19 protein-coding genes and 4 pseudogenes are annotated in these 24,732 nt (G+C 64.3%); 18 read left to right on the top strand and 5 right to left on the bottom strand.

What is annotated here, in order from left to right; all coding sequences use genetic code 11:
* Nucleotides 1–72 precede the first annotated feature (72 nt).
* Nucleotides 73–1,050 (bottom strand): lyase, encoded by a 978-nt coding sequence (locus FOM02_RS11135; RefSeq protein WP_265441770.1) that lies wholly within the window; start codon nt 1,048–1,050, stop codon nt 73–75.
* A 174-nt stretch (nt 1,051–1,224) separates the two neighbouring features.
* Here FOM02_RS11135 and eno point away from each other — a divergent pair, with 174 nt between their 5' ends.
* Nucleotides 1,225–2,508: a phosphopyruvate hydratase gene (gene eno / locus FOM02_RS11140; protein WP_027559373.1), complete on the top strand. Its 1,284-nt coding sequence runs from the start codon at nt 1,225–1,227 to the stop codon at nt 2,506–2,508.
* 48 nt (nt 2,509–2,556) lie between these two features.
* Nucleotides 2,557–3,689, top strand: a pseudogene (locus FOM02_RS11145) (zinc-binding dehydrogenase).
* Between the two features lie 35 nt (nt 3,690–3,724).
* Here FOM02_RS11145 and FOM02_RS11150 read toward each other — a convergent pair.
* Nucleotides 3,725–4,462: an SDR family oxidoreductase gene (locus tag FOM02_RS11150; RefSeq protein ID WP_027559371.1), complete on the bottom strand. Its 738-nt coding sequence runs from the start codon at nt 4,460–4,462 to the stop codon at nt 3,725–3,727.
* A 123-nt stretch (nt 4,463–4,585) separates the two neighbouring features.
* Between FOM02_RS11150 and FOM02_RS11155 the strand changes: the two genes are divergently transcribed.
* The 16 genes and pseudogenes from FOM02_RS11155 to FOM02_RS11230 all read left to right on the top strand — a co-directional run bounded on the left by FOM02_RS11155 (nt 4,586) and on the right by FOM02_RS11230 (nt 21,277).
* Nucleotides 4,586–5,530 carry an AraC family transcriptional regulator gene (locus FOM02_RS11155; protein ID WP_035729687.1) on the top strand — a complete coding sequence of 315 codons (945 nt, stop codon included), beginning with the start codon at nt 4,586–4,588 and terminating at the stop codon, nt 5,528–5,530.
* Between the two features lie 118 nt (nt 5,531–5,648).
* On the top strand, nt 5,649–6,647 hold the full coding sequence (locus tag FOM02_RS11160; protein WP_027559370.1) for an MBL fold metallo-hydrolase: 999 nt from the start codon (nt 5,649–5,651) through the stop codon (nt 6,645–6,647).
* Nucleotides 6,648–6,830: 183 nt separating this feature from the next.
* A complete protein-coding gene (locus tag FOM02_RS11165; RefSeq protein WP_027559369.1) occupies nt 6,831–7,382 on the top strand; it encodes an NADPH-dependent FMN reductase in 552 nt (183 codons plus the stop codon).
* A gap of 191 nt (nt 7,383–7,573) precedes the next feature.
* Nucleotides 7,574–7,891 carry an FtsB family cell division protein gene (locus FOM02_RS11170; RefSeq protein ID WP_027559368.1) on the top strand — a complete coding sequence of 106 codons (318 nt, stop codon included), beginning with the start codon at nt 7,574–7,576 and terminating at the stop codon, nt 7,889–7,891.
* Between the two features lie 215 nt (nt 7,892–8,106).
* Nucleotides 8,107–9,033: pseudogene (locus FOM02_RS11175) on the top strand (GAF domain-containing protein).
* A gap of 190 nt (nt 9,034–9,223) precedes the next feature.
* Nucleotides 9,224–10,739, top strand: a pseudogene (gene adh, locus FOM02_RS11180) (aldehyde dehydrogenase).
* Nucleotides 10,740–10,905: 166 nt separating this feature from the next.
* On the top strand, nt 10,906–12,285 hold the full coding sequence (locus FOM02_RS11185) for a glycerophosphodiester phosphodiesterase family protein (protein WP_028146276.1): 1,380 nt from the start codon (nt 10,906–10,908) through the stop codon (nt 12,283–12,285).
* 257 nt (nt 12,286–12,542) lie between these two features.
* The gene (gene pdhA, locus FOM02_RS11190; RefSeq protein WP_265441771.1) at nt 12,543–13,565 is read left to right on the top strand and encodes a pyruvate dehydrogenase (acetyl-transferring) E1 component subunit alpha; all 1,023 of its coding nucleotides are present in this window, start codon (nt 12,543–12,545) and stop codon (nt 13,563–13,565) included.
* A 29-nt stretch (nt 13,566–13,594) separates the two neighbouring features.
* Nucleotides 13,595–14,986, top strand: a complete 1,392-nt coding sequence (locus tag FOM02_RS11195) for a pyruvate dehydrogenase complex E1 component subunit beta (RefSeq protein ID WP_265441772.1) — start codon at nt 13,595–13,597, stop codon at nt 14,984–14,986.
* Nucleotides 14,987–14,989: 3 nt separating this feature from the next.
* On the top strand, nt 14,990–15,292 hold the full coding sequence (locus FOM02_RS11200; RefSeq protein WP_027559362.1) for a DUF5076 domain-containing protein: 303 nt from the start codon (nt 14,990–14,992) through the stop codon (nt 15,290–15,292).
* Nucleotides 15,293–15,294: 2 nt separating this feature from the next.
* A complete protein-coding gene (locus tag FOM02_RS11205) occupies nt 15,295–15,747 on the top strand; it encodes a nucleoside deaminase (RefSeq protein ID WP_027559361.1) in 453 nt (150 codons plus the stop codon).
* Nucleotides 15,748–15,810: 63 nt separating this feature from the next.
* Nucleotides 15,811–17,014, top strand: a pseudogene (locus FOM02_RS11210) (2-oxo acid dehydrogenase subunit E2).
* A gap of 8 nt (nt 17,015–17,022) precedes the next feature.
* Nucleotides 17,023–17,256, top strand: coding sequence for a hypothetical protein (locus FOM02_RS11215; protein WP_027559359.1), 234 nt, complete (start codon nt 17,023–17,025; stop codon nt 17,254–17,256).
* A 17-nt stretch (nt 17,257–17,273) separates the two neighbouring features.
* Nucleotides 17,274–18,695 carry a dihydrolipoyl dehydrogenase gene (gene lpdA / locus FOM02_RS11220; protein WP_027559358.1) on the top strand — a complete coding sequence of 474 codons (1,422 nt, stop codon included), beginning with the start codon at nt 17,274–17,276 and terminating at the stop codon, nt 18,693–18,695.
* A gap of 186 nt (nt 18,696–18,881) precedes the next feature.
* A complete protein-coding gene (locus FOM02_RS11225) occupies nt 18,882–20,123 on the top strand; it encodes a threonine synthase (RefSeq protein ID WP_027559357.1) in 1,242 nt (413 codons plus the stop codon).
* A gap of 182 nt (nt 20,124–20,305) precedes the next feature.
* Entirely contained in the window at nt 20,306–21,277 is a 972-nt protein-coding gene (locus FOM02_RS11230) for a tripartite tricarboxylate transporter substrate binding protein BugD (RefSeq protein ID WP_027559356.1), read from the top strand.
* Between the two features lie 29 nt (nt 21,278–21,306).
* Here FOM02_RS11230 and FOM02_RS11235 read toward each other — a convergent pair whose 3' ends face one another.
* From FOM02_RS11235 to FOM02_RS11245, 3 genes are all read right to left on the bottom strand, one after another.
* Nucleotides 21,307–21,693 (bottom strand): response regulator transcription factor, encoded by a 387-nt coding sequence (locus FOM02_RS11235; RefSeq protein ID WP_027559355.1) that lies wholly within the window; start codon nt 21,691–21,693, stop codon nt 21,307–21,309.
* Nucleotides 21,694–21,790: 97 nt separating this feature from the next.
* Nucleotides 21,791–22,462, bottom strand: coding sequence for a response regulator transcription factor (locus tag FOM02_RS11240; protein WP_027559354.1), 672 nt, complete (start codon nt 22,460–22,462; stop codon nt 21,791–21,793).
* The gene (locus FOM02_RS11245; protein ID WP_035729692.1) at nt 22,459–24,441 is read right to left on the bottom strand and encodes a PAS domain S-box protein; all 1,983 of its coding nucleotides are present in this window, start codon (nt 24,439–24,441) and stop codon (nt 22,459–22,461) included. Before FOM02_RS11245 ends, FOM02_RS11240 begins: the two co-directional genes overlap by 4 nt.
* Nucleotides 24,442–24,732 lie beyond the last annotated feature (291 nt).

The raw sequence follows: 24,732 nt of genomic DNA on the forward strand, positions 1-24,732 counted from the left end.
CTCAACGAAAAACGGGAACGCGATAAGATCGCGCTCCAGAGGGTGCCGGGATGGACGCAAATGCCGCTGCCGTCAACCGGCAGCGATCGTCTGGATCATGACGATCCGGTCGTTGCCGGACTCGCAGCCCCAGAGTTCGCCGGGGCGGCCGTCGAGTTGGCGGACATTGGCATTGGCCTTGTTGCTGGCGAACACGTTGAACGCCTCGGTGGCGGGATCGAAGCGGACGATCGCGTTGGCGGAGAAATCGGTGAGCCAGACCTTGTCCTTGTTATCGACATAAACCGCATAGGTGCGGGGGCGTTCGCCCGGCAGCTTCCACGTTTTCCATGAGCCGTCGGCGGGATCGTGCACCGACACGTGCCCGCTATTCCACTCGCTGACCCAGATCCGGTTCTTCGAATCCGACCAGACCCGCCGCGAGCCCTGGTCCGGCGTCGGCGGTTCGACCACGCTGGCGTTGCCGGTCGCAAGATCGATCCTGGCGATGTAGCTGCCGGCGAGCGAGGCGTACCAGACGTCGCCCTTGGGCGTCACCGCGATGCCGTAGGGGCCGACGCCCTTCGCTGCCTTGAACACATCCATCTCGCCCGATGTCGGCTTGAGCCGGCCGTAGTAGCCGGACTGGCCGGTGAACCAGTAGGTGCCGGTCTTGTCGAACACGCCGGTGTTGAGATTGGCGTAGGCGAACTTTTCCGGCAGTCGGAACAGCGTGACCTTGAGATCAGACGGATCGACCCGCGCGATCGCGTTCTGGCCACCCTCGGTGATCCAGGGCGCGCCGTCGGGGCCGATGGTGACGCCGTGCGGAGCGGCGCCCTGGCCGAGGCTGACGGTCTTGAAGCTGCCATCCCGGGGATCGAGCCTGCCGAGCAGGCCCTTGCCCTGGGCCGTGAACCAGACCGTGCCGTCGGGCGCGGGGGCGAGGTCGTGCAGGCCAATGCCGGCGCTAATGGGGAAATATTTCGTCCGGAACGGACCCTCCTGCGCAAAAGATGGGCGGGTCGCGAGGAGGGCGGCGCTCGAGGCAAGAAACCGGCGGCGATTCATGGCGTTACCCCGACTGTCTCAGTTTGAGGTTGGACGCGCAGATCAGGCGGGGTGAAGCTTAGTCCGAGCCACTTCACGCGTCAGTCGAAGCCCGCCCTCCAAGCGTTCACATTTGCTTGCGGCCCGTGTAAGACCCGCGGCACCGATCAGCCCTAACGAACGGAAGTGCACATCATGACCGCCATCATCGACATTATCGGCCGCGAAATTCTCGATAGCCGTGGCAATCCCACCGTTGAGGTCGACGTCGTGCTGGAAGATGGCGCGCTCGGCCGCGCTGCGGTGCCCTCCGGTGCCTCGACCGGCGCCCATGAGGCGGTGGAACTGCGCGATGGCGACAAGACCCGCTATCTCGGCAAGGGCGTCACCAAGGCGGTGGGCGCCGTCAACGGCGAGATCTTCGAGGCCCTGAGCGGCCTGGACGTCGAGCAGCAGGCCCAGATCGACCAGATCATGATCGACCTCGACGGCACGCCGAACAAGAGCCGGCTCGGGGCCAATGCCATCCTCGGCGTCTCGCTCGCCTGCGCCAAGGCGGCAGCGAACTCGCTCGACATGCCGCTCTATCGCTACGTCGGCGGCACCGCGGCGCGGCTGCTGCCGGTGCCGATGATGAACATCATCAATGGCGGCGTGCATGCCGACAATCCGATCGACTTCCAGGAGTTCATGATCCTCCCGGTCGGCGCGTCCTCCTTCGCCGAGGGCCTGCGCTATGGCGCCGAGGTCTTCCACACGCTGAAGTCGGAGCTGAAGAAGGCCGGCCACAACACCAATGTCGGCGACGAGGGCGGCTTCGCCCCGAACCTGCCGTCGGCGGACGCCGCGCTCGAATTCGTCATGAACGCGATCGGCAAGGCCGGCTACAAGGCCGGGACCGACATCGTGCTCGGCCTCGACTGCGCCTCGACCGAGTTCTTCAAGGACGGCAAGTACGTCTATGAGGGCGAGGGCAAGACCCGCTCGATCTCCGAGCAGGCCAAGTACCTCGCGGACCTCGTCGGCCGCTATCCGATCGTGACAATCGAGGACGGCATGTCGGAGGACGACATGGACGGGTGGAAGGAACTGACCGATCTCATCGGCAAGAAGTGCCAGCTCGTCGGCGACGACCTCTTCGTCACCAACGTCAAGCGCCTCGCCGAAGGCATCAAGGCCGGCCGCGCCAACTCGATCCTGATCAAGGTCAACCAGATCGGCACGCTGACCGAGACGCTCGCCGCTGTCGAGATGGCGCACAAGAACGGCTATACCTCCGTCATGTCGCACCGCTCCGGCGAGACCGAGGATTCCACCATCGCCGACCTCGCGGTCGCCACCAATTGCGGTCAGATCAAGACCGGCTCCCTTGCACGTTCCGATCGCACCGCCAAATACAACCAGCTCCTGCGCATCGAGCAGCAACTCGGCAAACAGGCGCTCTATGGCGGCAAGGCGGCACTGAAGGCGCTGGCGTAAGCCAGCGTCACCGCGCGAAGCGCGAAACACGGACAGGGAGGATCGGACATGAGCGACGGCAAGACCGGACTGCAACTGCGTTCGCTGCTCAAGAAGAGCGGCGAACTGGAATTGTCCCTCGTGAATGTCCCGACTCCGGAGCCGGCGGACGACGAGGTCGTGGTCCGCGTCGAGGCGACGCCGATCAATCCGTCCGATCTCGGCCTGTTGATCGGCGCGGCCGACATGTCGGCCGCCAGGCGTCCGGCACCAAGGAGATGCCGGTCATCACCGCGACGATGCCGGAGGGCGCGATGCGGATGATGGCGGCGAGGTTCGACCAGTCACTTCCGGTCGGCAATGAGGGCGCCGGCACGGTGATCGCGACCGGTGCGTCGGATGCTGCGAAAGCGCTGATGGGCAAGACGGTGTCGATGATCGGCGGCGCCATGTACACGCAATATCGCGTGCTCAAGGTCCGCGACGTCATGGAGCTGCCGGCGGGCACCACGGCCGCAGACGGCGCGTCCTGGTTCGTCAATCCGCTGACCGCGCTCGGCATGACCGAGACGATGCGGCGCGAGAACCACAAGGCGCTGGTGCACACGGCCGCGGCCTCGAACCTTGGCCAGATGCTCAACAAGATCTGCATCAAGGACGGCATCGGCCTCGTCAACATCGTCCGCAGCAAGGAGCAGGCCGACATCCTGCACAAGATCGGCGCCAAGCACGTCGTCGATTCCTCCGCGCCGAGCTTCATGGACGATCTCACCAATGCGCTGGTCGAGACCGGCGCCACGATCGCCTTCGACGCCATCGGCGGCGGCAAGCTCGCAAGCCAGATTCTCACGGCGATGGAGGTCGCGGCCAACAAGACCGCGAAGGAATACAGCCGCTACGGCTCCAACGTGTACAAGCATGTCTACATCTACGGCAGTCTCGACACGCGTCCGACCGAGCTGAACCGGTCGTTCGGCCTGAGCTGGGGCGTTGGCGGCTGGCTGTTGACGCCGTTCCTCCAGAACATCGGTCCGGCCGAGATCGGCCGCCTGCGCCAGCGCGTGGCGTCGGAGCTCAAGACCACCTTCGCCAGCCACTACACCAAGGTGGTGTCGCTGACCGAGGTGCTCGATCCCGCCAACATCGCGCTGTACGCCAAACGCGCCACCGGCGAAAAATTCCTCATCAACCCAAATAAATAATCGTGACGTGCAGCGGCGTCCGGGCCTGATCGAACTTACGCCTGAGCGGTGGGGCGGATAACGATCTCGCCGACGTCCACGCTATCCGGCTGCGCTATCGCGAAGGCCATCGCTTCCGCGATGGCGCTAGCCGGAATTGCGATCGCCTTCATGCTTGCCTGCCCTTGCTCCCGTAACGCCGAATCCGTCATGGAGGACGGCAGTTCGGTGTCGACGTAACCGGGGGAGATGTTCGTCACCCGAAGGGCCGGGCCGGCCTCCTGACGAAGCCCTTCGGAGATCGCCCTGACGGCATTCTTTGATCCCGCATAGACGGCCATCGTTGGAACGATCTTGATGCCGGAGGTCGACAATGTATTGACGAAATGGCCGAAGCCCTGGCGACGGAAGACGGGCAGGGCGGCAGCTATTCCGTAGAGCACGCCCTTCACGTTCACGTCTATCATGTCATCCCAGTCGTCGACCCTCAGATCATCCAGTCGGGAAATCGGCGCGATCCCGGCATTGTTGATCAGGACATCCAGCTTTCCGTACCGGTCTCTCGCCAGATCGACCAGCGCGGCGACATCGTCGCGTCGTCGAACGTCAGTGACGCGAGACAAAGCCTCTCCGCCCGTTGACGCAATGCTCGCGGCCAGCGTTTCCAGCCTCTCGGCGCGCCTCGCGCCGAGGATCACGACGGCGCCCCGTTCGGCGAGAAGTCTGGCGGCGGCTTCGCCAATACCGCTGCTCGCGCCCGTAATCGCGATGACCTTGCCTGCGATACCCGTCATGGATGTTCCTTCCAGCGTGTTGCGAGATGAACTTCGCATCGGGATCGCGGATGATCTATGCTCAAAGCGCTCGAAAATCGTCGAGATCGGATCAAGCGATCGGATTGAGTATCGGATTGAGCCTTGGACCCAGCGCACGACCCTCTGTCTCAAGTCTTCTCGCTCCTGGATGTTCGCGCCGCGCGCTGCACGCGGTTCGCGGCCGGCGGCAATTGGTCGTATCGGTTCCCGGCCAAGCCCGCCCTGAAGTTCGGTGCGGTCATCCGCGGTGATTGCTGGATCGACTTCGGCGACGAAGCCAGTCACCGGCTCGCCACCGGCGACTGTTTTCTGCTGGCGAATGCACCGGCCTATGTCCTGGCCAATGACGAAGACGTGGCGCCCGAAGACGGGATAGCTTCGTTCGATTGGGCGCAATCCGACGTCGCGCGTCGCGGGGGCAGCGACACCGTTCTTCTTGCGGGCAGTTTTGCGATCGAAGCGTCAGGCGCCGAATTGCTGCTCGATGCGCTGCCCCGCTTTCTGCTCATACCGTCGCGCAGTCCGTCGGCAACCGTCATTCAGTCCACGCTGCAGATTCTCGATCTCGAGATCAGGGGAACGGGAATCGGCGCGGACGTTCTCACCGACAGGCTCGCCGACGTCCTGCTCATCCAGGTGCTCCGTGCGGCGCTGGATCAGAGCGCCAGCGAAGGCTTCGGATGGATCGGCGCATTGGTCGATGCGAGGATCGGCAAGGCGATCAGGTTGATGCATGCGGACGTCGCCCACCCCTGGACCCTGGATGCGTTGGCCGGCGCAGCCGCCATGTCGCGATCCGCATTTTCGAGGCGGTTCAAGTCATTGGTGGGGCTGGCGCCGCTCGACTATTTGCTTCGATGGCGCATGCGACTTGCATGCGATCGGCTGCGTCGTGGAGCGACGAGTTCGGCAACCGCGACGCAGGTCGGGTACTCTTCGGAGAGCGCCTTCGGGCATGCCTTCAAACGCGTCTACGGCCATGCACCGAAGCGGTATTGGCGCAGACATGCCACTGGCGAAAAATTCCCCACCACTTCGAATAAATAATCGTGACGAGCGGCGGCACGTCACCGAAAGAAGGTCTTGCCTTCTGAGCGAAGCTGGAGATTATTCCGCCGCCATTGAAAGCGGAAAAACCGCAGGGCGCTCAGAAGGGGACCTCTCCATGACTGATCTCAATCGCCGTCATCTGCTCGCAGGCGCCGCCGCCATCGGCGCGGCTGCCGCCACCGGGCTTCGCCCGACCATCGCCGATGCCTCGGTGCCGCCAGCCGGGACACAGGCGCCGGGCTTCTATCGCTACAAGGTCGGCAGCATCGAGTGCACCTCGATCAATGACGGTGCGCGCACCTTCCCGATGCCCGACAAATTCGTCAGCAACCTGTCGAAGGAGGAGGCGCTCGCCGCAGGCGAGGCCGCCTACATGCCCAAGGGCATGGTCACGGTGCCGTTCAACCCGCAGCTCATCAACACCGGCCCCAAGCTGGTGCTGATCGACGCCGGCAACGGCGTCGCCAATCTCGAGCCGAGCAAGGGCGCGGTCGGCCGCACGCTGCAGAACCTCCAGGCCGCCGGCGTCGATCCCAAGAGCATCGATGTGGTGCTGCTCTCGCATCTGCATCCCGACCACACCAACGGCATTCGCCTCGCCGACGGCGCGCTCGCCTTCCCGAATGCGGAGATCATGGTGCCGGGCAAGGACTGGGAGTTCTGGACCAGCGCTGACAACGCCGCCAAGGCCGAGTCCAATCCGATGATGAAGAACTACTTCGCCAACGTGAAGAAGACCTTTGACGGCCTCGAGTCCAAGGTCACGAAATACGAGTGGGGCAAGGAAGTCGCGCCGGGCATCACCTCGATCGCGACGCCGGGCCACACGCCGGGTCACACCTCGTTCGCGGTCGCCTCCGGCGACAAGAAGGTCCTGATCCAGTCCGACGTCACCAACATTCCGGAATTCTTCCTGCGCAATCCGGATTGGCACGTAGCGTTCGACAACGATCCCGCGCTGGCGCAGGAGACCCGCCACAAATTCTACGACATGGCCGCGGCGGAGAAGGCCACTGTCGTCGGCTTCCACTTCACCTTCCCCTCGGTCGGCCATGTCGAGAAGGACGGCGCCAAATATCGCCTGATCCCGTCGGCGTGGAATCCGACGATCTGAGTGGATTTGCAGATTCGCACGAAAGATCGGGCCGCCACTTTGCGGCCCGATTGTTTTTGGTCACCATCTGCTTTCGCGAAACGCAGCGTTTCCAAATCGGACCGGTTCATGCACTTGCATCCATCGATCCGGATCGCTTAAGTGCCGCCCCGGCACTCCCGCTCAAGCCCTCAAGGACACTCCATGGCCTACAACATCGTCGTCATCGCCGGCAGCCTGCGCAAGGACAGCTTTTCGCTGAAGATCGCCAATGCGCTGGCAAAACTCGCGCCTGCCTCGCTCAAACTCGAGGTCGTCACCCTCGGGGGCATCTCGTTCTTCAACCAGGACCTCGAGGGCGCGCCGCCGGCCGACTGGCTGGCCTTCCGCGACAAGCTCCAGAAGTCCGACGGCGTCATCTTCGTCACCCCCGAATACAACCGCGCGATCCCGGGCGTCCTCAAGAACGCCATCGACGTCGCCTCGCGCCCCTATGGCAAGAGCTCGTTCAACGGCAAGCCGGTCGGCATCGTCTCGAACTCGCCGGGCCCGCTCGGCGGCGTCAGTGCGGCCAAGACGCTGCAGAACATCCTGCCGGGCATTGCCGGCCCGATCATGCAGCAGCCGGAGACCTATCTGAACGCGGTCGGCGATGCCTTCGATGCGGAGGGCAACCTGACCAAGGACTCGCTCAAGCCCGTGCTCCAGGCCTATATCGACGCCTTCGCCGCGCACGTCGCGAAGCACCACGGCTGAGGCTCTCCGCTTAAGCTTGCTCAACCTCTCCGTCATGCCCGGCCTTGTGCCGGGCATCCACGTTCTTCGTCGCCGCGGGCCAAGGCGTGGATGGCCGGGACAAGCCCGGCCATGACGATGGGGTCGGCAGACCGACGAACGGGCAGGGCGCACTAACACTCCCTTAACCAAGCTGCCCCCATCTTCCCGAGATGGTCTCCCGCGCGCGCCTGAAATCGATCCTGACCGGCCTTGCCCTCTATGCGATGGCGGTCGCGATCGTCGGCTATTTCGGCGTCAACGCCTATACCGGCAAATACGGCCTCAACGCCCGCCAGGAGCTCGACCAGGAGATCATCGCGCTGACGAGCGAGCTGGCGCAGCTCAAGCGCGAGCGCGCCAGGAGCGAGCAGCGCGTGTCGCTGCTGCGCACCGACAAGATCGATCCCGACATGCTGGACGAGCGGGCGCGCTTCCAGCTCGACTACGTCAATCCGCATGATCTCGTTCGGATGATCCCGGCCAAGTAGCGCTTTCCGCTCCATTCGAAAGCCGCATCGAAAGCCGCTGCCGAAATCCGGCACGCGTCGATCAATTCTACCGAAGGTCGCAAGCATGGAACCGGACTGCCGCTTGACGGCAGTGCCGGCGCTGGCTCATGGCTTTCTATGCTGTCGGCCTGAGTTGACGCAGATCAACCGGGTCGTGCCGGCACAGCCTAGACTGCCACCCGGAGGAAACAGTGATGAATGGGCCAATGTCCCGGCATCACGCGGCCCGTGTCAGGCCGCCATTGCGTCAGGCCAGGCCGCGCGTTCCGCGCTGGTGGCCTCATGGTGCCGTTCGTCCCGCTTGCATCATCTCGATCCCGCCGGCCGCAATCTGCCGGTGCGGCTCAGCGACGCCGAGTTGCGGCAGGCGCGCGAGCGCATCGCGCCGCTGCTTGCCGCCGCGCAAGGCGCCATGGACCGGCTCTACCAGGCTGTCGGCGCGGCCGGTTGTTGCGTGTTGCTCGCCGACGGCGAGGGCGTGCCGGTCGACCGCCGCGGCACGCCGGCCGACGATGCCACGTTTCAGTCCTGGGGCCTGTGGACCGGTGCACTCTGGAGCGAGGAGCATGAGGGCACCAACGGCATCGGCACCTGCGTCGTCGAGCAGCGGCCGCTGACGATCGACCGTGATCAGCACTTCTTCACCCGCAACACGCTGCTGAGCTGCACCGCCGTTCCGATCTACGATCACGAGGCAGCTTTCGCCGGCGTGCTCGACGTCTCCTCCTGCCGCGCCGACCGCACCGATGCGTTCTCCAGCCTGATCGCGCTCGCGGCCGGCGAGGCGGCAAGGCGCATCGAGGCCGACTTGTTTCGCCGGGCGTTTGCTCATGCCCGCGTCGTGCTGACGCAAGGTCCGGACGGCCAGTCGATCGGCCTCGTCGCGGTCGATGCGGACGATCTCGTGATCGGCGCGACCCGCACCGCCCGCGCGGGACTGGGCCGCGGCCGATCTGCTCGGTGGCGATGCCGCGCATGATCACCTTGCCGGCGGCCAGCGCGCGGTGTTGCAGCGGGCGCTGCTCCGCGCCGGCGGCAATGTCTCGGCCGCCGCCAAAGCCCTCGGCGTCAGCCGCGCCACGCTGCACCGGAAGCTGAAGCGGTTCGATATCAGGCATTAGGCCATCGTCCTCGCAATGACGATGTGGAGGCCGCGAGCGTCCCATCTCCCCCGCGACTGTCGCAGAACTGCGACACTCCCGCCCGGCCATCGCTTCTATCAGGGCTGACAGAAACCACCTCCCGCGAGATCGTCGGCGCAAGTCGTGAATACACGGCGGATCGCGCAAACATCAACATCGGGAGTGAGCAATGAACAAGGTGGAATTCCTCGGCGTCACCCAAAGCCCCTTCGCCGAACGCTACGACAATTTCATCGGCGGCAAGTTCACAGCACCCATCGCCGGCAAATATTTCGACAATGCCTCGCCGGTGAACGGCCAGATCGTATGCAAGATTGCGCGCTCCGATGCGCAGGACGTCGAGGCCGCGCTCGATGCGGCCCATGCTGCCAAGGCGCGTGGGGTCGCACCAGCGTCGCCGAGCGCGCCGCCATCCTGAACAAGATCGCCGACCGCATGGAGGAGAATCTCGAGCGCCTCGCGATCGCCGAGACCTGGGACAACGGCAAGCCAATCCGCGAGACCCGCGCTGCCGACCTGCCGCTGGCGATCGATCACTTCCGCTACTTCGCCGGCGTCGTCCGCGCGCAGGAAGGCTCGATCGGCGAGATCGACCACGACACCATCGCCTATCATTTCCATGAGCCGCTCGGCGTGGTCGGCCAGATCATTCCCTGGAACTTCCCATTGTTGATGGCGTGCTGGAAGCTCGCCCCCGCGCTCGCCGCCGGCAATTGCGTGGTGCTCAAGCCAGCCGAGCAGACGCCGGCCTCGATCATGGTCTGGGCCGAGATCATCGGCGATCTCCTGCCCCCAGGCGTCCTCAACATCGTCAACGGTTTTGGCCTCGAGGCCGGCAAGCCGCTGGCGTCGAGCCCGCGGATCGCCAAGATCGCCTTCACCGGCGAGACCACGACGGGCCGGCTGATCATGCAATATGCCAGCCAGAACCTCATCCCTGTCACGCTGGAGCTCGGCGGCAAGTCGCCGAATATCTTCTTCAGCGACGTCACTGCTGAAGACGACGACTTCTTCGACAAGGCGATCGAAGGCTTCGTCATGTTCGCGCTGAACCAGGGCGAGGTTTGCACCTGTCCGAGCCGGGCGCTGGTCCATGCCGACATCTACGACCGCTTCATGGAGCGGGCGCTCAAGCGCGTCGCCGCGATCAAGCAGGGCGACCCGCGCGCGGCCGACACCATGATCGGCGCACAGGCCTCCAGCGAGCAGCTCGCAAAGATCCTCTCCTATATCGATATCGGCAAGCAGGAGGGCGCCAAGGTGCTGGCCGGCGGCGGACGCGCCGAGCTCGCGGGCGATCTCGCCGGCGGCTTCTACGTCCAGCCGACGGTGTTCGAAGGCAACAACAAGATGCGCATCTTCCAGGAGGAGATCTTTGGCCCCGTGGTCTCGGTCACGACCTTCAAGACCGACGATGAGGCGCTCGCGATCGCCAACGACACGCTCTATGGCCTCGGGGCCGGCGTCTGGAGCCGCGATGCCAACCGCTGCTACCGCTTCGGAAGGGCGATCCAGGCCGGCCGGGTCTGGACCAATTGCTACCATGCCTATCCCGCGCATGCGCCTTCGGCGGCTACAAGCAGTCGGGTGTCGGCCGCGAGACCCACAAGATGATGCTCGATCACTATCAGCAGACCAAGAACCTCCTGGTCAGCTATAGCCCGAAGAAGCTCGGCTTCTTCTGATCGGCAAGCCCTGATGGCAAGGCAGAGGCGGCGTCATGGCGGCGCCGCCTGTGCGCATCTATCATTGCGCACCCGCCGTCATCCGCCTGTCAGAGAATTGAGACAAGACGACAGGCTCGCCCTTGTGGCGTTTTGACGCGATGCTGCGCAAAGATGGAGGCTTGTCATGCAGGACAATCGTTCACGTCGGACGGTGCGTATTGGAGCGATGCTGGTCGGCGCGGCGCTCCTTCCCCTGTCGATGGCCTTCGCACAGACCGGCCCGGCTCCGGCTGGTGCCAAGCAGGTCCCGACCCTCGACGGCAAGCCCCCGCTGATCCTCGGCCATCGCGGCCTGCCGGGGTTGGTGGCCGAAGAGACCGAGGCATCGTACGAGCTTGCCGCGGCGCTCGGCACCGACGCGCTCGAAGAGGATTTGCACCTGACCAAGGACTGCGTCCTGGTGGTGCGCCATAACCCCTGGCTCAGCGACAACACCAATGTGGCCGAGGTCGCCAAGACCAACGCGACTGTTGCGGCCCGCAAGCGCACCGTGCCCGGCGTGCGCGTCAAGGCGCCGGCTTCCCCGACCGCGCCTGCTGATTATCTGACTGATCTTACGGATCCCGCCGATCCGAAATCGGTGCTGAAGTCGCTGATCGTGGACGGCGAGGACCACACCAATGACTGGTCGATCACCGACTTCACCATGGCCGAGCTGAAGGAATGGATCGCCGGCACGACCTACGATGCCGCCAACGAACGGCCAAAAGTCTTCAACGGCAAATTCCCGGTCATCAGCTTCCAGGACGTCATCGACATCGCCAAGGCCAAGGGCAAGGCGACCGGGCGTCCCATCCTGGTCTATCCCGAGACCAAGAACCCGACCTGGAACAATGCCCAGGCCATCGCAAACGGCTGCGGTGCGCCCGGCAGCCGTCCGCTCGAGGATGCCCTGATCAAGATCATCAAGGACAATGGCCTCAACACCAAGGATGCGCCCATCCTGGTCCAGAGCTTCGAGCCCGGCAGCCTGAAATATATGCGCAGCCATGGGCTTCAGACGCGGCAGGTTCAGCTCATCGACGGCAACGGCATCGACTTCAAGACCGGCAAGGTGCTGCTCAACAACATCACGAGCTCACGTCCGTTCGACTGGACGGTTGCGGGTGATGCGCGCCTCTACGATGCGATGCTGACCCCTGAGGGCCTTGCCGAGATCAAGGCCTATGCCGACGGCATCGGGCCGTGGAAGGCCTATATCGTGCCGCTCAAGATCGCGCCGTGGAAGGACAGCAACGCCGACGGCACGCCCTACAAGGGATCGACCCCGGAGGCATCGACGCAGGAGCCGACCAGCCTCGTTGCCGGTGCGCACAAGCTCGGCCTGTTCGTGCACGTCTTCACATTCCGGAACGAGAAGAAATATCTCGCCGCCGATTATCACGGCGATCCCGGTCTCGAATATCTCAAATTTTTCCGTCTCGGCGTGGATGGGGTCTTCACCGACTTCACGCACACCGGCGTTGCCGCCCGCACAGCCTATCTGCGCGAGCTCGGCTGGTAAGGCCGACGGTACGAATCGGACACGCGCCAAGGGTCTCTGCTCGTGGGATGCGCGTGTCCGATATGCTTGCCGCATCTGCTGGCACGGCCTGCATTGGCGCGGAGCTAATGTTGCCCAATCGGCGCCAAAGGTTTTGCAAAGTTTCGGCCACGTTGCAGTGCGGCATAATGAAAATCGTGCTATTCCGTTGCGGTGCTTTCCAACCGCGTTTGACTTGGGTTAGAGAGGGCTGAAGTTTTCTCTGACCCGGAATTCCCATGGCCGCACCCAAGAAAGCCGCCGCAGGCGCTGCGCAGGACAAGACCGACGGCGGTTCGCCCCCGGAATTCACCAGGGAACAGGAGCTCAAGGCGCTCCGCGACATGCTCCTGATCCGGCGGTTCGAGGAAAAGGCCGGCCAGCTCTACGGCATGGGTGCGATCGGCGGCTTCTGCCATCTCTATATCGGCCAGGAGGCCGTGGTGGTCGGCATGCAGATGGCCCTGAAAGAGGGCGATCAGGTCATCACCGGCTATCGCGACCACGGCCATATGCTCGCCACCGGCATGGACGCCAACGGTGTCATGGCCGAGCTCACGGGCCGCCGCGGCGGCTATTCCAAGGGCAAGGGCGGCTCCATGCACATGTTCAGCAAGGAGAAGCACTTCTACGGCGGTCACGGCATCGTCGGCGCCCAGGTCTCGCTCGGCACGGGCCTCGCCTTCGCCAATCACTATCGCGGCAACGACAGCGTCAGCGTCACCTATTTCGGCGACGGTGCGGCCAACCAGGGCCAGGTCTATGAGAGCTTCAACATGGCCGAGCTGTGGAAGCTGCCGGTGATCTACGTCATCGAGAACAACCGTTACGCCATGGGCACCTCGGTCTCGCGCGCCTCTGCCCAGCAAGACTTCTCCAAGCGCGGTGCGTCCTTCAACATTCCCGGCAAGCAGGTCGACGGCATGGACGTCCGCGCCGTGAAGGCTGCGGGCGACGAGGCGGCGGCCTGGTGCCGCGCCGGCAAGGGCCCCTTCATCCTGGAGATGCAGACCTACCGCTATCGCGGCCACTCGATGTCCGACCCTGCAAAATACCGCACGCGCGAGGAGGTCGAGAAGGTTCGCCACGACCAGGACCCGATCGAGCAGGTGCGCAACCGCTTGCTCGCGGCCAAGGTCAACGAGGCCGATCTCAAGGCGATCGACGCCGAGGTGCGCGACATCGTCAATGCGTCCGCCGACTTTGCCCAGCATGATCCCGAGCCGGATGCCGCCGAGCTCTGGACCGACGTTTACCGCTGAACGCGCGCAAGCTTTCTTTTGGAGTCGATATGCCAATTCAAGTGCTGATGCCCGCGCTGTCGCCCACGATGGAGAAGGGCAACCTCGCCAAGTGGCTCAAGAAAGAGGGCGAGCAGATCAAGTCTGGCGACGTCATCGCCGAGATCGAGACCGACAAGGCGACGATGGAGGTCGAGGCGACCGATGAGGGGACGCTCGGCAAGATCCTGATCCCCGAGGGGACCGCCGACGTCGCGGTGAACACGCCGATCGCGACCATTCTCGCCGATGGTGAGAGCGCGGCTGATCTCGCGAAAGCCCCTGCACCGGCCGCGAAGGCTGCGGAGTCCGCGCCGCCGCCGCCGCAAGGCGCCGCAAAGGCCGAGGCGCCAGCTCCCAAGGCTGCACCCGCGCCGCAGGCCGTCGCCGAGCCCGATCCGGAAGTGCCCGCCGGCACCGAGATGGTGACGCAGACCATCCGCGAAGCGCTGCGCGACGCCATGGCCGAAGAGATGCGCCGCGACGCCGACGTCTTCGTCATGGGCGAAGAGGTCGCCGAATATCAGGGCGCCTACAAGGTCACGCAAGGCCTGCTCCAGGAATTCGGCGCCAAGCGCGTCATCGACACCCCGATCACCGAGCACGGCTTTGCCGGCGTCGGCGTCGGTGCCGCCATGACGGGCCTGAAGCCGATCGTCGAGTTCATGACCTTCAACTTCGCCATGCAGGCGATCGACCAGATCATCAACTCCGCGGCCAAGACGCTCTACATGTCCGGCGGCCAGATGGGCTGCTCGATCGTGTTCCGCGGGCCCAACGGTGCGGCAGCCCGCGTCGCCGCGCAGCACAGCCAGGATTATTCGTCCTGGTACTCGAACATCCCGGGCCTCAAGGTCGTCGCGCCGTTCTCGGCCGCCGATTACAAGGGCCTGCTCAAGGCCGCGATCCGCGATCCCAATCCGGTGATCTTCCTCGAGAACGAGGTGCTCTACGGCCACACCGGTGAGGTGCCGAAGCTCGACGATTTCGTGATCCCGATCGGCAAGGCGCGCATCGTGCGCTCGGGCTCCCACGTCACCATCATCTCCTGGTCGAATGGCATGACCTATGCGCTCAAGGCCGCCGACGAGCTCGCCAAGGAGGGCATCGAGGCCGAGGTGATCGACCTGCGCACGCTGCGCCCGATGGATACCGAGACCATCGTCAACTCCGTCAAGAAGACGGGGCGCGCCGTCACCGTGGAAGAGGGCTGGGCCCAGAGCGGCGTCGGCGCCGAGATCGCCGCGCGCATCATGGAGAACGCCTTCGACTATCTCGACGCGCCGGTTACGCGCGTCTCCGGCAAGGACGTGCCGATGCCGTATGCCTCCAACCTGGAGAAGCTCGCGCTGCCCTCGGCGGCGGAAGTGGTCGAGGCCGCCAAAGCCGTCTGCTACAGGTAGACCATGGCGGGCCCCAAGGAGCAGCCACTGCCACCCGACGTCATGACCCGCGAGGATGCGGTCGAGATCCTGCGCGTGTTCGTGCTGGACGGCGGGCTGTCGATGGCGTTCCAGCGGGCCTTCGAGGAGCCCGACATGTGGGGGCTGCTGCTGGTCGATCTCGCCCGGCACGCCGCGCGCGCCTATGCGCGCGAGAGCGAATATACCGAGGAAGACGCGCTGAACCGGATCCTCGACATGTTCCAGGCCGAGATCGAGCGTCCCACCGACACCGGCACGACGACGCCGCGCGGGAAGGGGCACTGACCGTGGCGATCGAATCCCATCATTACGATTTCATGCTAGAGGCGATCCGCGAGGCGCAGGACTCGATTGCGCAGGGCGGCCTGCCGATCGGCGCCGTGCTGACGCGCGACAACAAGATCATCGCCCGCGGCCACAACAACCGCGTGCAGGAGAACAACGTCATCCTGCACGGCGAGATGAGCTGCCTGCGTGCGGCCGGCGCGATCTCGTTCCACGACACCGTCATGTACACCACGCTGTCGCCGTGCTCGATGTGCGCCGGCGCGCTCGCTTTGTTCAAGGTCAAGCTCGTGGTGATCGGGGAATCCGTCACCTTCGAGGGCTCCAAGGACATTCTCGACAAGTTCGGCATCCCCTGGATCGATCTTGCCGACGACCGCTCCATCACCATGATGAAGACGTGGCGTTCCAATCCCGCCAATGAGCGCCTGTGGCAGGGCGACATCGGCAACTAAACCTGGTCCTGTTCGTCCTCGCTCTCGGGGACGACGTTTTGAGAAGTTCTTCGTGAGGTCAGCATGCCCATCAACATCCTGATGCCCGCTCTCTCGCCGACGATGGAGAAGGGCAACCTCGCCAAGTGGCTGAAGAAGGAAGGCGACAAGGTCAAATCCGGCGACGTCATCGCCGAGATCGAGACCGACAAGGCGACCATGGAGGTCGAGGCCATCGACGAGGGCACGATCGCCAAGATCCTGGTGCCCGAAGGGACGCAGGACGTGCCCGTCAATGACGTGATCGCGGTGCTCGCCGGCGAGGGCGAGGATGTGAAGGCGGCCGGCGCCGCCAAGCCGAGCGCCTCAGCCGCGCCGCCGAAAGCCGCTGAGGTCTCGCCAAGGAGGCCGGCATCGATGTCGGCATGGTCACCGGCACCGGCCCGCACGGCCGCGTGGTGGCGCGCGACGTCGAGCAGGCCAAGTCCGGCAAGGGCCTCAAGGCACCTGCCGCGGCGCCGTCAGGCGCGCCCTCGATCGCGCGACCATGTCGGACAAGCAGATCCTGTCGCTGTTCGAGCCGGGCTCCTACGACATCGTCCCGCACGACGGCATGCGCCGCACGATTGCGCAGCGTCTGACCGCATCGATCCAGAACGTTCCGCACTTCTATCTCACCATCGACTGCGACATCGGCAAGCTGCTCGCCGCGCGCGAGGAGATCAACGCCGCTGCGCCAAAGGACAAGGAGAAGAAGCCGCTCTACAAGATCTCGGTCAACGACTTCGTCATCAAGGCGATGGCGGTGGCGCTGCAGAAGATCCCGAACTGCAATGTGAGCTGGACCGAAAGCGGCATGGTCAAGCATCACCATTCCGACGTCGGCGTCGCGGTCGCGATGCCCGGCGGCCTGATCACGCCGATCATCCGCAAGGCCGAGACCAAGACGCTCTCGACCATCTCCAACGAGATGAAGGATTTCGCCGCGCGCGCCCGCTCGCGCAAGCTGAAGCCCGAGGAGTATCAGGGCGGCACCACGGCGGTCTCCAACCTCGGCATGTACGGCATCAGCCACTTCACCGCCGTGATCAACCCGCCGCATGCCACGATCCTCGCGGTCGGCACCAGCGAGGAGCGTCCCGTCGTGCGCGGCGGCAAGATCGAGATCGCGCACATGATGAGCGTGACCTTGTCCTGCGATCACCGCGCCATCGACGGCGCGCTCGGCGCCGAGCTGATCGGCGCGTTCAAGCAGCTGATTGAAAATCCCGTCATGATGATGGTCTGAGATGGCGCATGACGACGCGCTGGCCCTGGATCTCGATGCTGGTTTCGCTGATCCTCACGCTCAGCCCGTTCGGCCGCGAGATCATTGAGGCCGCCTTCTTTGCCGGTGAAGCGCTGTCGCGCAACATCTGGGGGCCGATCGCGCTCACCATCTTCGCCATCATGGCGGCAGTCATTCTCTTGGAATGGCTGATCAGAACCTTCGTCTTCAAACGCCGCGCCCGCGGCGCAACGACCGCTTGAGTTGAATGGGAGCCGCCATGGCCGACACGTCTTTCGACATCATCATCATCGGCTCCGGTCCCGGCGGCTACGTCACCGCGATCCGCGCCGCGCAGCTCGGCTTCAAGACCGCGATCGTCGAAAAATCCTATCTCGGCGGCATCTGCCTGAACTGGGGCTGCATCCCGACGAAAGCGCTGCTGCGTTCGGCCGAGATCTATCACTACATGCAGCATGCCAAGGATTACGGCCTGTCGGCGGACAACGTCTCGTTCGACCCGAAGGCGGTGGTGCAGCGTTCGCGCGGCGTCTCGAAGCGGCTGAACGACGGCGTCGGCTTCCTGATGAAGAAGAACAAGGTCAGCGTGATCTGGGGCGCCGCCTCGATCGACGCGCCCGGCAAGGTCACCGTGAAGAAGTCCGATGTCGAGGGCCCCAAGGGCTCGCTGGGCGAGGGGACTTATCAGGCCAAGCACATCATCGTCGCGACCGGTGCGCGGCCGCGCGTGCTGCCAGGGCTCGAGCCCGACAAGAAGCTGGTCTGGACCTACTTTGAAGCAATGGTGCCGGAGAAGATGCCGAAATCGCTGCTGGTGGTCGGCTCCGGCGCGATCGGCATCGAGTTCGCCTCGTTCTTCCACACCATGGGCTCCGACGTTACCGTCGTCGAGGTGCTGCCGCAGATCCTCCCCGTCGAGGACGCCGAGATCGCGGGCCTTGCGCGCAAGCGGCTGGAGAAGCAGGGCATCAAGATCATGTCCTCGACCAAGGTCACGAAGCTGGAGAAGAAGGCCGACAGCGTCGTTGCCACCATCGATGACGGGAAGGGCAAGCCTGTCACGACCGAGTTCGAGCGCGTCATCTCGGCGGTGGGCGTTGTCGGCAATATCGAGAATCTCGGCCTCGAAAAGCTCGGCGTGAAGACCGATCGCGGCTGCATCGTGATCGACGGCTACGGCAAGACCAACGTGCCCGGCATCTACGCCATCGGCGACGTTGCGGGCCCCCCGATGCTTGCGCACAAGGCCGAGCATGAGGGTGTGATCTGCGTCGAGGCGATCAAGGGCCTGCATCCGCATCCCATGGACAAGAACATGATCCCGGGCTGCACCTACTGCCACCCGCAAGTTGCCTCGGTCGGTCTCACGGAGGCCAAGGCCAAAGAGAGCGGCCGCGAGATCCGCGTCGGCCGTTTCCCCTTCGTCGGCAACGGCAAGGCGATCGCGCTCGGCGAGGACCAGGGCCTCGTCAAGGTGATCTTCGACAAGAAGACCGGCCAGCTGCTCGGCGCCCACATGGTTGGCGCCGAAGTGACCGAGCTGATCCAGGGCTACGTCGTCGCCATGAACCTGGAGACCACGGAAGAAGAGCTGATGCACACGGTGTTCCCGCATCCGACGCTGTCGGAGATGATGAAGGAAGCCGTGCTGGATGCGTACGGACGGGTGCTGAATATTTGACGGGCGAGCGCGCCGCAATTGGACCCGTCATCCTGAGGTGCTCGCGCAACGAGCCTCGAAGGATGCACGGCCGAGATGCAGCAGTCGGGCCCGCCGCCCTTCGAGGCCTCCGCTTCGCTCCGGCACCTCAGGGTGACGGGATCGAATAGAGAATGAAACAACACAACAACAAAAGGGAATGAACCCATGCACGACAACGACAACCTCACCATCGAACGGCCGACCTTCGTCACCCATCTCGAATGCGCGATGGAGGGCGATCATTACGCCGCCGACCAGGTCCATAACCTCTCCAAGGCCGGCAAGCCGCTGCTGGTGCGCTACGACCTCGCCGGCGTGAAGAAGGCGCTGACCAAGGATACCCTCGCGCAGCGTCCGGCCGACATGTGGCGCTATCGCGAGCTGCTGCCGGTGCGCAAATGCAAGGACATCGTCTCGCTCGGTGAAGTCACGACGCCGCTGATCCGGCTGCCGAAGCTCGGCAAGAAGCTCGGCGGCGGCGAGATCATCGTGAAGGACGAGGGGCGCCTGCCGACCGGCTCGTTCAAGGCCCGCGGCCTCGTCATGGCGGTGTCGATGGGCAAGGCGCTCGGCATCAAGCACATGGCGATGCCAACCAACGGCAATGCCGGCGCGGCGCTCGCTGCCTATGCGACGAGCTGCGGCATCAAGACCACGATCTTCTGCCCGGCCGATACGCCGGAGGTGAACGTCAGCGAGATCGAGCTGCAGGGCGCGACCGTCTACCGCGTCAACGGCTATATCGACGATTGCGGCAAGATCGTCGGCGAGGGCAAGGCCAAGGTCGGCTGGTTCGACACTTCGACGCTGAAGGAGCCGTACCGTATCGAAGGCAAGAAGACGATGGGCCTCGAGCTCGCCGAGCAGCTCGGCTGGGACGTGCCCGATGTGATCTTCTATCCGACCGGCGGCGGCACCGGCCTGATCGGCATGTGGAAGGCGTTCGACGAGCTCGAGAAGATCGGCTTCATCGGAAGCAAGCGTCCGCGCATGGTCGCGGTGCAGGCCTCGGGCTGCGCGCCGATGGTGCGCGCTTACGAGGCCGGTACCGAGCATGCGACGCGCTGGGAGGACGCCCACACCATCGCGTCAGGCATCCGCGTGCCGCAGGCGATCGGCGATTTTCTCATTCTGCGTGCGGTGCGCGAGAGCAAGGGCTTTGCCATCGCGGTCGACGACGACAAGATCTCTGCGGCGCTCAACGAGGTCGCGCGCGAGGAGGGGCTGTTGCTCTGCCCCGAAGGTGCTGTCACCTACGCCGCCTACAAGGACAGCCTTGCCGACGGCCGCGTCTCGAAGGGTGACCGGGTGATGCTGTTCAACTGCGCGAGCGGCCTGAAATACCCGCTGCCGCCGGTCACCCGAACGCTCGATCGCCACAAGCCGATCGACTACTCGCAGTTCTAGAAATCTCTCCCTCTCCCCGTTCTTACGGGGAGAGGGCTGGGGTGAGGGGCCTCTCTCCGCGAATGAGATATTCGTGAGACCTGTACCCCCTCACCCGAATTCGCGCTGCGCACGAATTGACCTCTCCCCGCAAGCGGGGCGAGGTGAAGAAAAACAACAACGACATCGCTGGGGAGAACACAATGAAGAAGGCCATCTGGGCCGGGCTGATCGGTATTCTCGCTCTCACTGGCGCCGCGCGCGCCGACGACTATCCCTCGCATCCCATCACCATCATCGTGCCCTTTGCGGCCGGCGGTCCGTCGGATGCGATGGCGCGCGTGCTCGCCGAGCGCATGCGCGTGACGCTCGGCCAGCCGCTGGTGATCGAGAACGTCACAGGTGCGGGCGGTTCGATCGGCGTCGGGCGCGCCGTGCAATCGCCGCCTGATGGTTACACCATCTCCTTCGGTCATCTCGGCACTCACGTCGCCAACGGGGCCGTCTACAAGCTCAAATACGATCTCGTCGCCGATCTCGAGCCCGTGGTGCTCCTGCCCAGCAATCCGATGATCGTGGTCAGCAAGAACGCGGTGCCAGCGACCTCGCTGAAGGAGCTGCTGGGGTGGCTGAAGTCGCGACCGTCACCGCCGACCGCAGGCACGGCCGGTGCGGGCTCCGGCAGCCACATCGCCGGCGTCTATTTCGAGAGCGTGTCCGGCATCAAGCTGCAATACGTGCCGTATCGCGGCACCGCGCCCGCGCTGAACGATCTCATCGCCGGCCAGATCGACGTCATCGTCGACCAGACCTCGAACTCCATCAACCAGGTCCGCGCGGGCACCATCCGCGCCTACGCCATCACCGACGACAAGCGTTTGGCCTCGGCGCCCGATATTCCGACTGCGGAGGAGGCGGGGCTGAAAGGCTTCAACATGACGCTGTGGTCGGGCATGTGGGTGCCGAAGGGGACGCCCAAGGAGATCGTCACCAAGCTCAATGCGGCTGCCGTCGAAGCGCTGAACGATCCCGCGGTGAAGAAGCAGCTCGAAAGCCAGGGCCTGGAGATGACGCCAAAGGATCAGCTCACCCCCGAAGCCTTGGGCAATCGCCAGAAGGCCGAGATCGCCAAATGGTGGCCGATCATCAAGGCGGCGAACATCAAGGTGGATTGAGGCGGACCGTCGCGTTTGCTGGCCGACAATCACCCCCTGGTTTCGCCGCCTGCCGCCAACGCCCGGTCCAGGCATTGCATCATGTCCGTGGGGGCAAACGGCTTACCGAGAAAACAGACCGCCCCGGCTTTGAGCGCGCGCACGCGCACGCTCTCATCCGGAAAAGCCGTGATGAAGATGAACGGCGTCGCCGAACCCTGAGCACGCATCTGCGTCAGCAGATCGATGCCGGTCATGAACGGCATCTGCACGTCGGCGATCACGCACGAGGCGTCAGTCGAATCTGTCGACCTCAGAAACTCATCGGCGGAGGCGAATGTATGGACGGTGTATCCGCGGGATTCCAGGAGATTGTTGATCGCGGCCCGCACATAAGGGTCATCGTCAAGCACCGAAATGACCGGAGGCACCGACAAGACGTCCACTCCTAGCCCGAGGTTACGCGCTTGCCGTCGCCACGGCTACACATGAGCGCGCAGGGTGGACCTGCCAGTCACCATTGGAAACTCATACTTAGGTTTGTATGTCGGGCTTGCTGGGTCGAATTCCGAGTGCCTCGCTCATTCTCACCAGATCGGCCAGCGACTTCGCGCCCATTTTCCGCATGATCTGGCCGCGATAGATCTTGACGGTGATTTCCGCCAATCCGAGCTGGGCGGCCACTTGCTTGTTCATCAGGCCGGACGTCACCAGCGACAATACGTCTCGCTCCCGCGAGGACAGTGACTCGAAGCGTGACTTGACGGTCGAGACCGTCTTGTTGAGGTCGCGGCGCTTGCGATCTCGCTCGATCGCGGCCTGGACTGCGTCGAGGATGTCCTGGTCGCGAACCGGCTTGGTCAGGAAGTCGATGGCGCCACTCTTCATGGCCCGAACTGTCATGGGAATGTCACCATGACCGGTGATGAAGATGATGGGCGTTTGGATGTTTGCCTTGGCGAGATCGGACTGCAGGTCCAGGCCGCTGGCTCCGGGCAGGCGGATGTCGAGCACCAGGCAACTGGGGACTTCCGGCGGCCTGGCCTGAAGCAGTTGCGCTGCCGAGCCGAAGGCTTCGACCTTGAGGCCGACCGACTCGAAAAGATTGGTGAGCGCACGACGCATGGACGCGTCGTCGTCGACGATGAAGACGACCGGCTGGTCGCCGTCCTCCTGCGACGGCGAAGGCTCCGCGCGCTCGGTCACGACGTTTCCTCTCGATGGCGGGGCAGGGTGATCTGAAAAGTCGCGCCGCGGTCCTGGTTCGATGCGCCGGAAAGTCGTCCGCCATGGGCCTCGATGATGGACCGGCAGATCGACAGCCCCATGCCCATGCCGGAGGACTTCGTCGTGAAGAATGGCGTGAACAGGCGGTCCATCGCCTGTTCACAGATGCCGACGCCGCAGTCGGCGACGCTCACCAGCACCGCCTCGTCGTCACACGCCGCTGAGCGGATGTCCAGCTCGCGCGGACGATCATCAACGCATTCCATCGCTTCGATGCCGTTCATGATCAGGTTGATGAGGACCTGTTGCAATTGGATCCGATCGCCAAAGATCTTGGGCAGCGCGGACGACAGCTCCATCCGTACCGACACGGCGTGGCTGGCCATCTCGCGCTGAACGAGCGCGACCGCCTCGCGCACGACCGCGTTTGCGTCGAGCGGAGCCATCTCGATGTCGGACCGCTTGGCGAGCGCCCGCACGTGGCGGATCACATCGCTGGCGCGCGTGCCGTCCTCGATGATCCACTCCACGGAGCGGCGGGCCGCGTTGAAATCGGGCGGACTGCGCTTCAGCCAGGTGAGGCAGGCGTCGGCGTTTGCGATCACTGCGGCGAGCGGCTGATTGATTTCATGGGAAATGGAAGCGGTCAGCTCACCCAGCGTCGTGACGCGCGTCACATGGGCAAGCTCGGCCTGGGCCTTGCGCAGCGCCTCTTCGGCCTGATCGGCGCGGATCGCCGCGGTCACGTCGGTACAGACGCCACGGTAGCCCAGAAAGCTCCCGTCGGCGTCGAAGAACGGCTTGCCGCTGGTCCGGACGTAGATCGGCTGCCCGCTGCGGTCCTTGCTGCGATACACGAGGTCGCGGAATGGAACGTGGGCGTCGAGCGCGGCCCGATGTTCTCGCCATTTTTCGGGTTCGAGATCCGCGTCCGGAGCGATGTCCCAGCGGGTGAGCCCGATCAGGCCTGCTGGCGCGGTGATGGTATCGGAGTGCTCCGAGATCAAGGTGACGCGATGGTCTGGCCCTGTCTCCCAGAACCAATCGGACGCGGTTTCGGCATAGTCGCGAAAGCGCTGCTCGCTCTCACGAAGCCTGCGCTCGGCCTCCTTGGTTGCCGTGATGTCGCTCACCGATCCCACGAACTCCACCTGGCCGCCGGAATCGCGCGTGGCCCGGGCCACCGCGCGGACGTACTTGATGGAACCATCGGCCATCACGAGCCGGTATTCGTGATCGTAGTCTTTTCCCTCGCGCGCAGCCCGGCCCGTCATGCGTTGCACTGCAAGCCGGTCCTCCGGATGGATCCGCTCGAGCATGACCGGGATCCGTGGCTTGCTCCCCTCATCGCATTCGAAGATGCGATAGGTCTCCTTGGACCAGCTGATCTCGCCGGTTGCAGCCCTCCAGCCGAAACTGCCAGTGTGGCTCAATTCCTGCGCCTGGGCGAGATAGGCCTCGCTCTGTCGCAGCGCATTCTCCGCTTCCTTGCGCTCGGTGATGTTCTCGCAGGCCACCAGCACGATTGGCCCGCCATCGGCCCGCTGCATGGTCTTGGCGTTCTCGCGCACCCAGAGCACCGACCGGTCCTTGCGCACCTTCCGGATTTCCCAGGTGTGGGACTGGTCGACCGTCTCGAGGCACAGCGCGACACATGCGCGGACGAAGTCGCGATCCTCCTCGAAGAAGACATCCAGCACTGATCGGCCGATCAACTCCGCGGCCGTATAGCCCAGTTGCGCGGCGCCGAACGTATTCACGTTGATCACGGTTCCGGCCGGATCGACCATGAAATACATGACCGGATTGTGCTCGAACACTTGCTGCCACTGCTTGACCGCTTCGAGCAAGCCGCCATCGGGATCGGTGTGCGGCTTGGCGGTTACAGTCTGCTTGACGCAGCCGGCGAGGAATTGCGCGGCTGACTTCCCGAACGACACGGCCCGGCGAGGCTTCATCGCAGACGCTCCCGGCAATCTATCTGCGTGATAACAAGTAGAGCACGTTGCCGCGAGAGGAGCAATTCCGGCCAAAGTCGGATTGGGGTCATGGCGTTCGCCCTTGAATCGACCGCTCGCCGCACTGGCCATCGCAGCGCGTTACGTGCGCCATGCCGACTGAGATTTCACCGTGCCCGTGCAGCCGGAGCATCATGCGCCGTCTCGTTGAACATGAATGAGCGCGGGCGCCCCCGGGCGAATACGGACAAACCTAGGTATAGCTCCTCCAATCCAAGTCATGTCGGGCAT

The sequence above is a fragment of the Bradyrhizobium sp. SEMIA genome (genome assembly GCF_014844175.1).
In the GTDB taxonomy this organism is placed as follows: domain Bacteria; phylum Pseudomonadota; class Alphaproteobacteria; order Rhizobiales; family Xanthobacteraceae; genus Bradyrhizobium; species Bradyrhizobium arachidis.

Bases quoted from the DNA above. Each gene is read 5' to 3' on its own strand.
- FOM02_RS11135 (WP_265441770.1), bottom strand. From the start codon at position 1,050: ATGAATCGCCGCCGGTTTCTTGCCTCGAGCGCCGCCCTCCTCGCGACC.
- eno (WP_027559373.1), top strand. From the start codon at position 1,225: ATGACCGCCATCATCGACATTATCGGCCGCGAAATTCTCGATAGCCGT.
- FOM02_RS11150 (WP_027559371.1), bottom strand. From the start codon at position 4,462: ATGACGGGTATCGCAGGCAAGGTCATCGCGATTACGGGCGCGAGCAGC.
- FOM02_RS11160 (WP_027559370.1), top strand. From the start codon at position 5,649: ATGACTGATCTCAATCGCCGTCATCTGCTCGCAGGCGCCGCCGCCATC.
- FOM02_RS11165 (WP_027559369.1), top strand. From the start codon at position 6,831: ATGGCCTACAACATCGTCGTCATCGCCGGCAGCCTGCGCAAGGACAGC.
- FOM02_RS11170 (WP_027559368.1), top strand. From the start codon at position 7,574: ATGGTCTCCCGCGCGCGCCTGAAATCGATCCTGACCGGCCTTGCCCTC.
- FOM02_RS11185 (WP_028146276.1), top strand. From the start codon at position 10,906: ATGCAGGACAATCGTTCACGTCGGACGGTGCGTATTGGAGCGATGCTG.
- pdhA (WP_265441771.1), top strand. From the start codon at position 12,543: ATGGCCGCACCCAAGAAAGCCGCCGCAGGCGCTGCGCAGGACAAGACC.
- FOM02_RS11195 (WP_265441772.1), top strand. From the start codon at position 13,595: ATGCCAATTCAAGTGCTGATGCCCGCGCTGTCGCCCACGATGGAGAAG.
- FOM02_RS11200 (WP_027559362.1), top strand. From the start codon at position 14,990: ATGGCGGGCCCCAAGGAGCAGCCACTGCCACCCGACGTCATGACCCGC.
- FOM02_RS11215 (WP_027559359.1), top strand. From the start codon at position 17,023: ATGACGACGCGCTGGCCCTGGATCTCGATGCTGGTTTCGCTGATCCTC.
- lpdA (WP_027559358.1), top strand. From the start codon at position 17,274: ATGGCCGACACGTCTTTCGACATCATCATCATCGGCTCCGGTCCCGGC.
- FOM02_RS11225 (WP_027559357.1), top strand. From the start codon at position 18,882: ATGCACGACAACGACAACCTCACCATCGAACGGCCGACCTTCGTCACC.
- FOM02_RS11230 (WP_027559356.1), top strand. From the start codon at position 20,306: ATGAAGAAGGCCATCTGGGCCGGGCTGATCGGTATTCTCGCTCTCACT.
- FOM02_RS11245 (WP_035729692.1), bottom strand. From the start codon at position 24,441: ATGAAGCCTCGCCGGGCCGTGTCGTTCGGGAAGTCAGCCGCGCAATTC.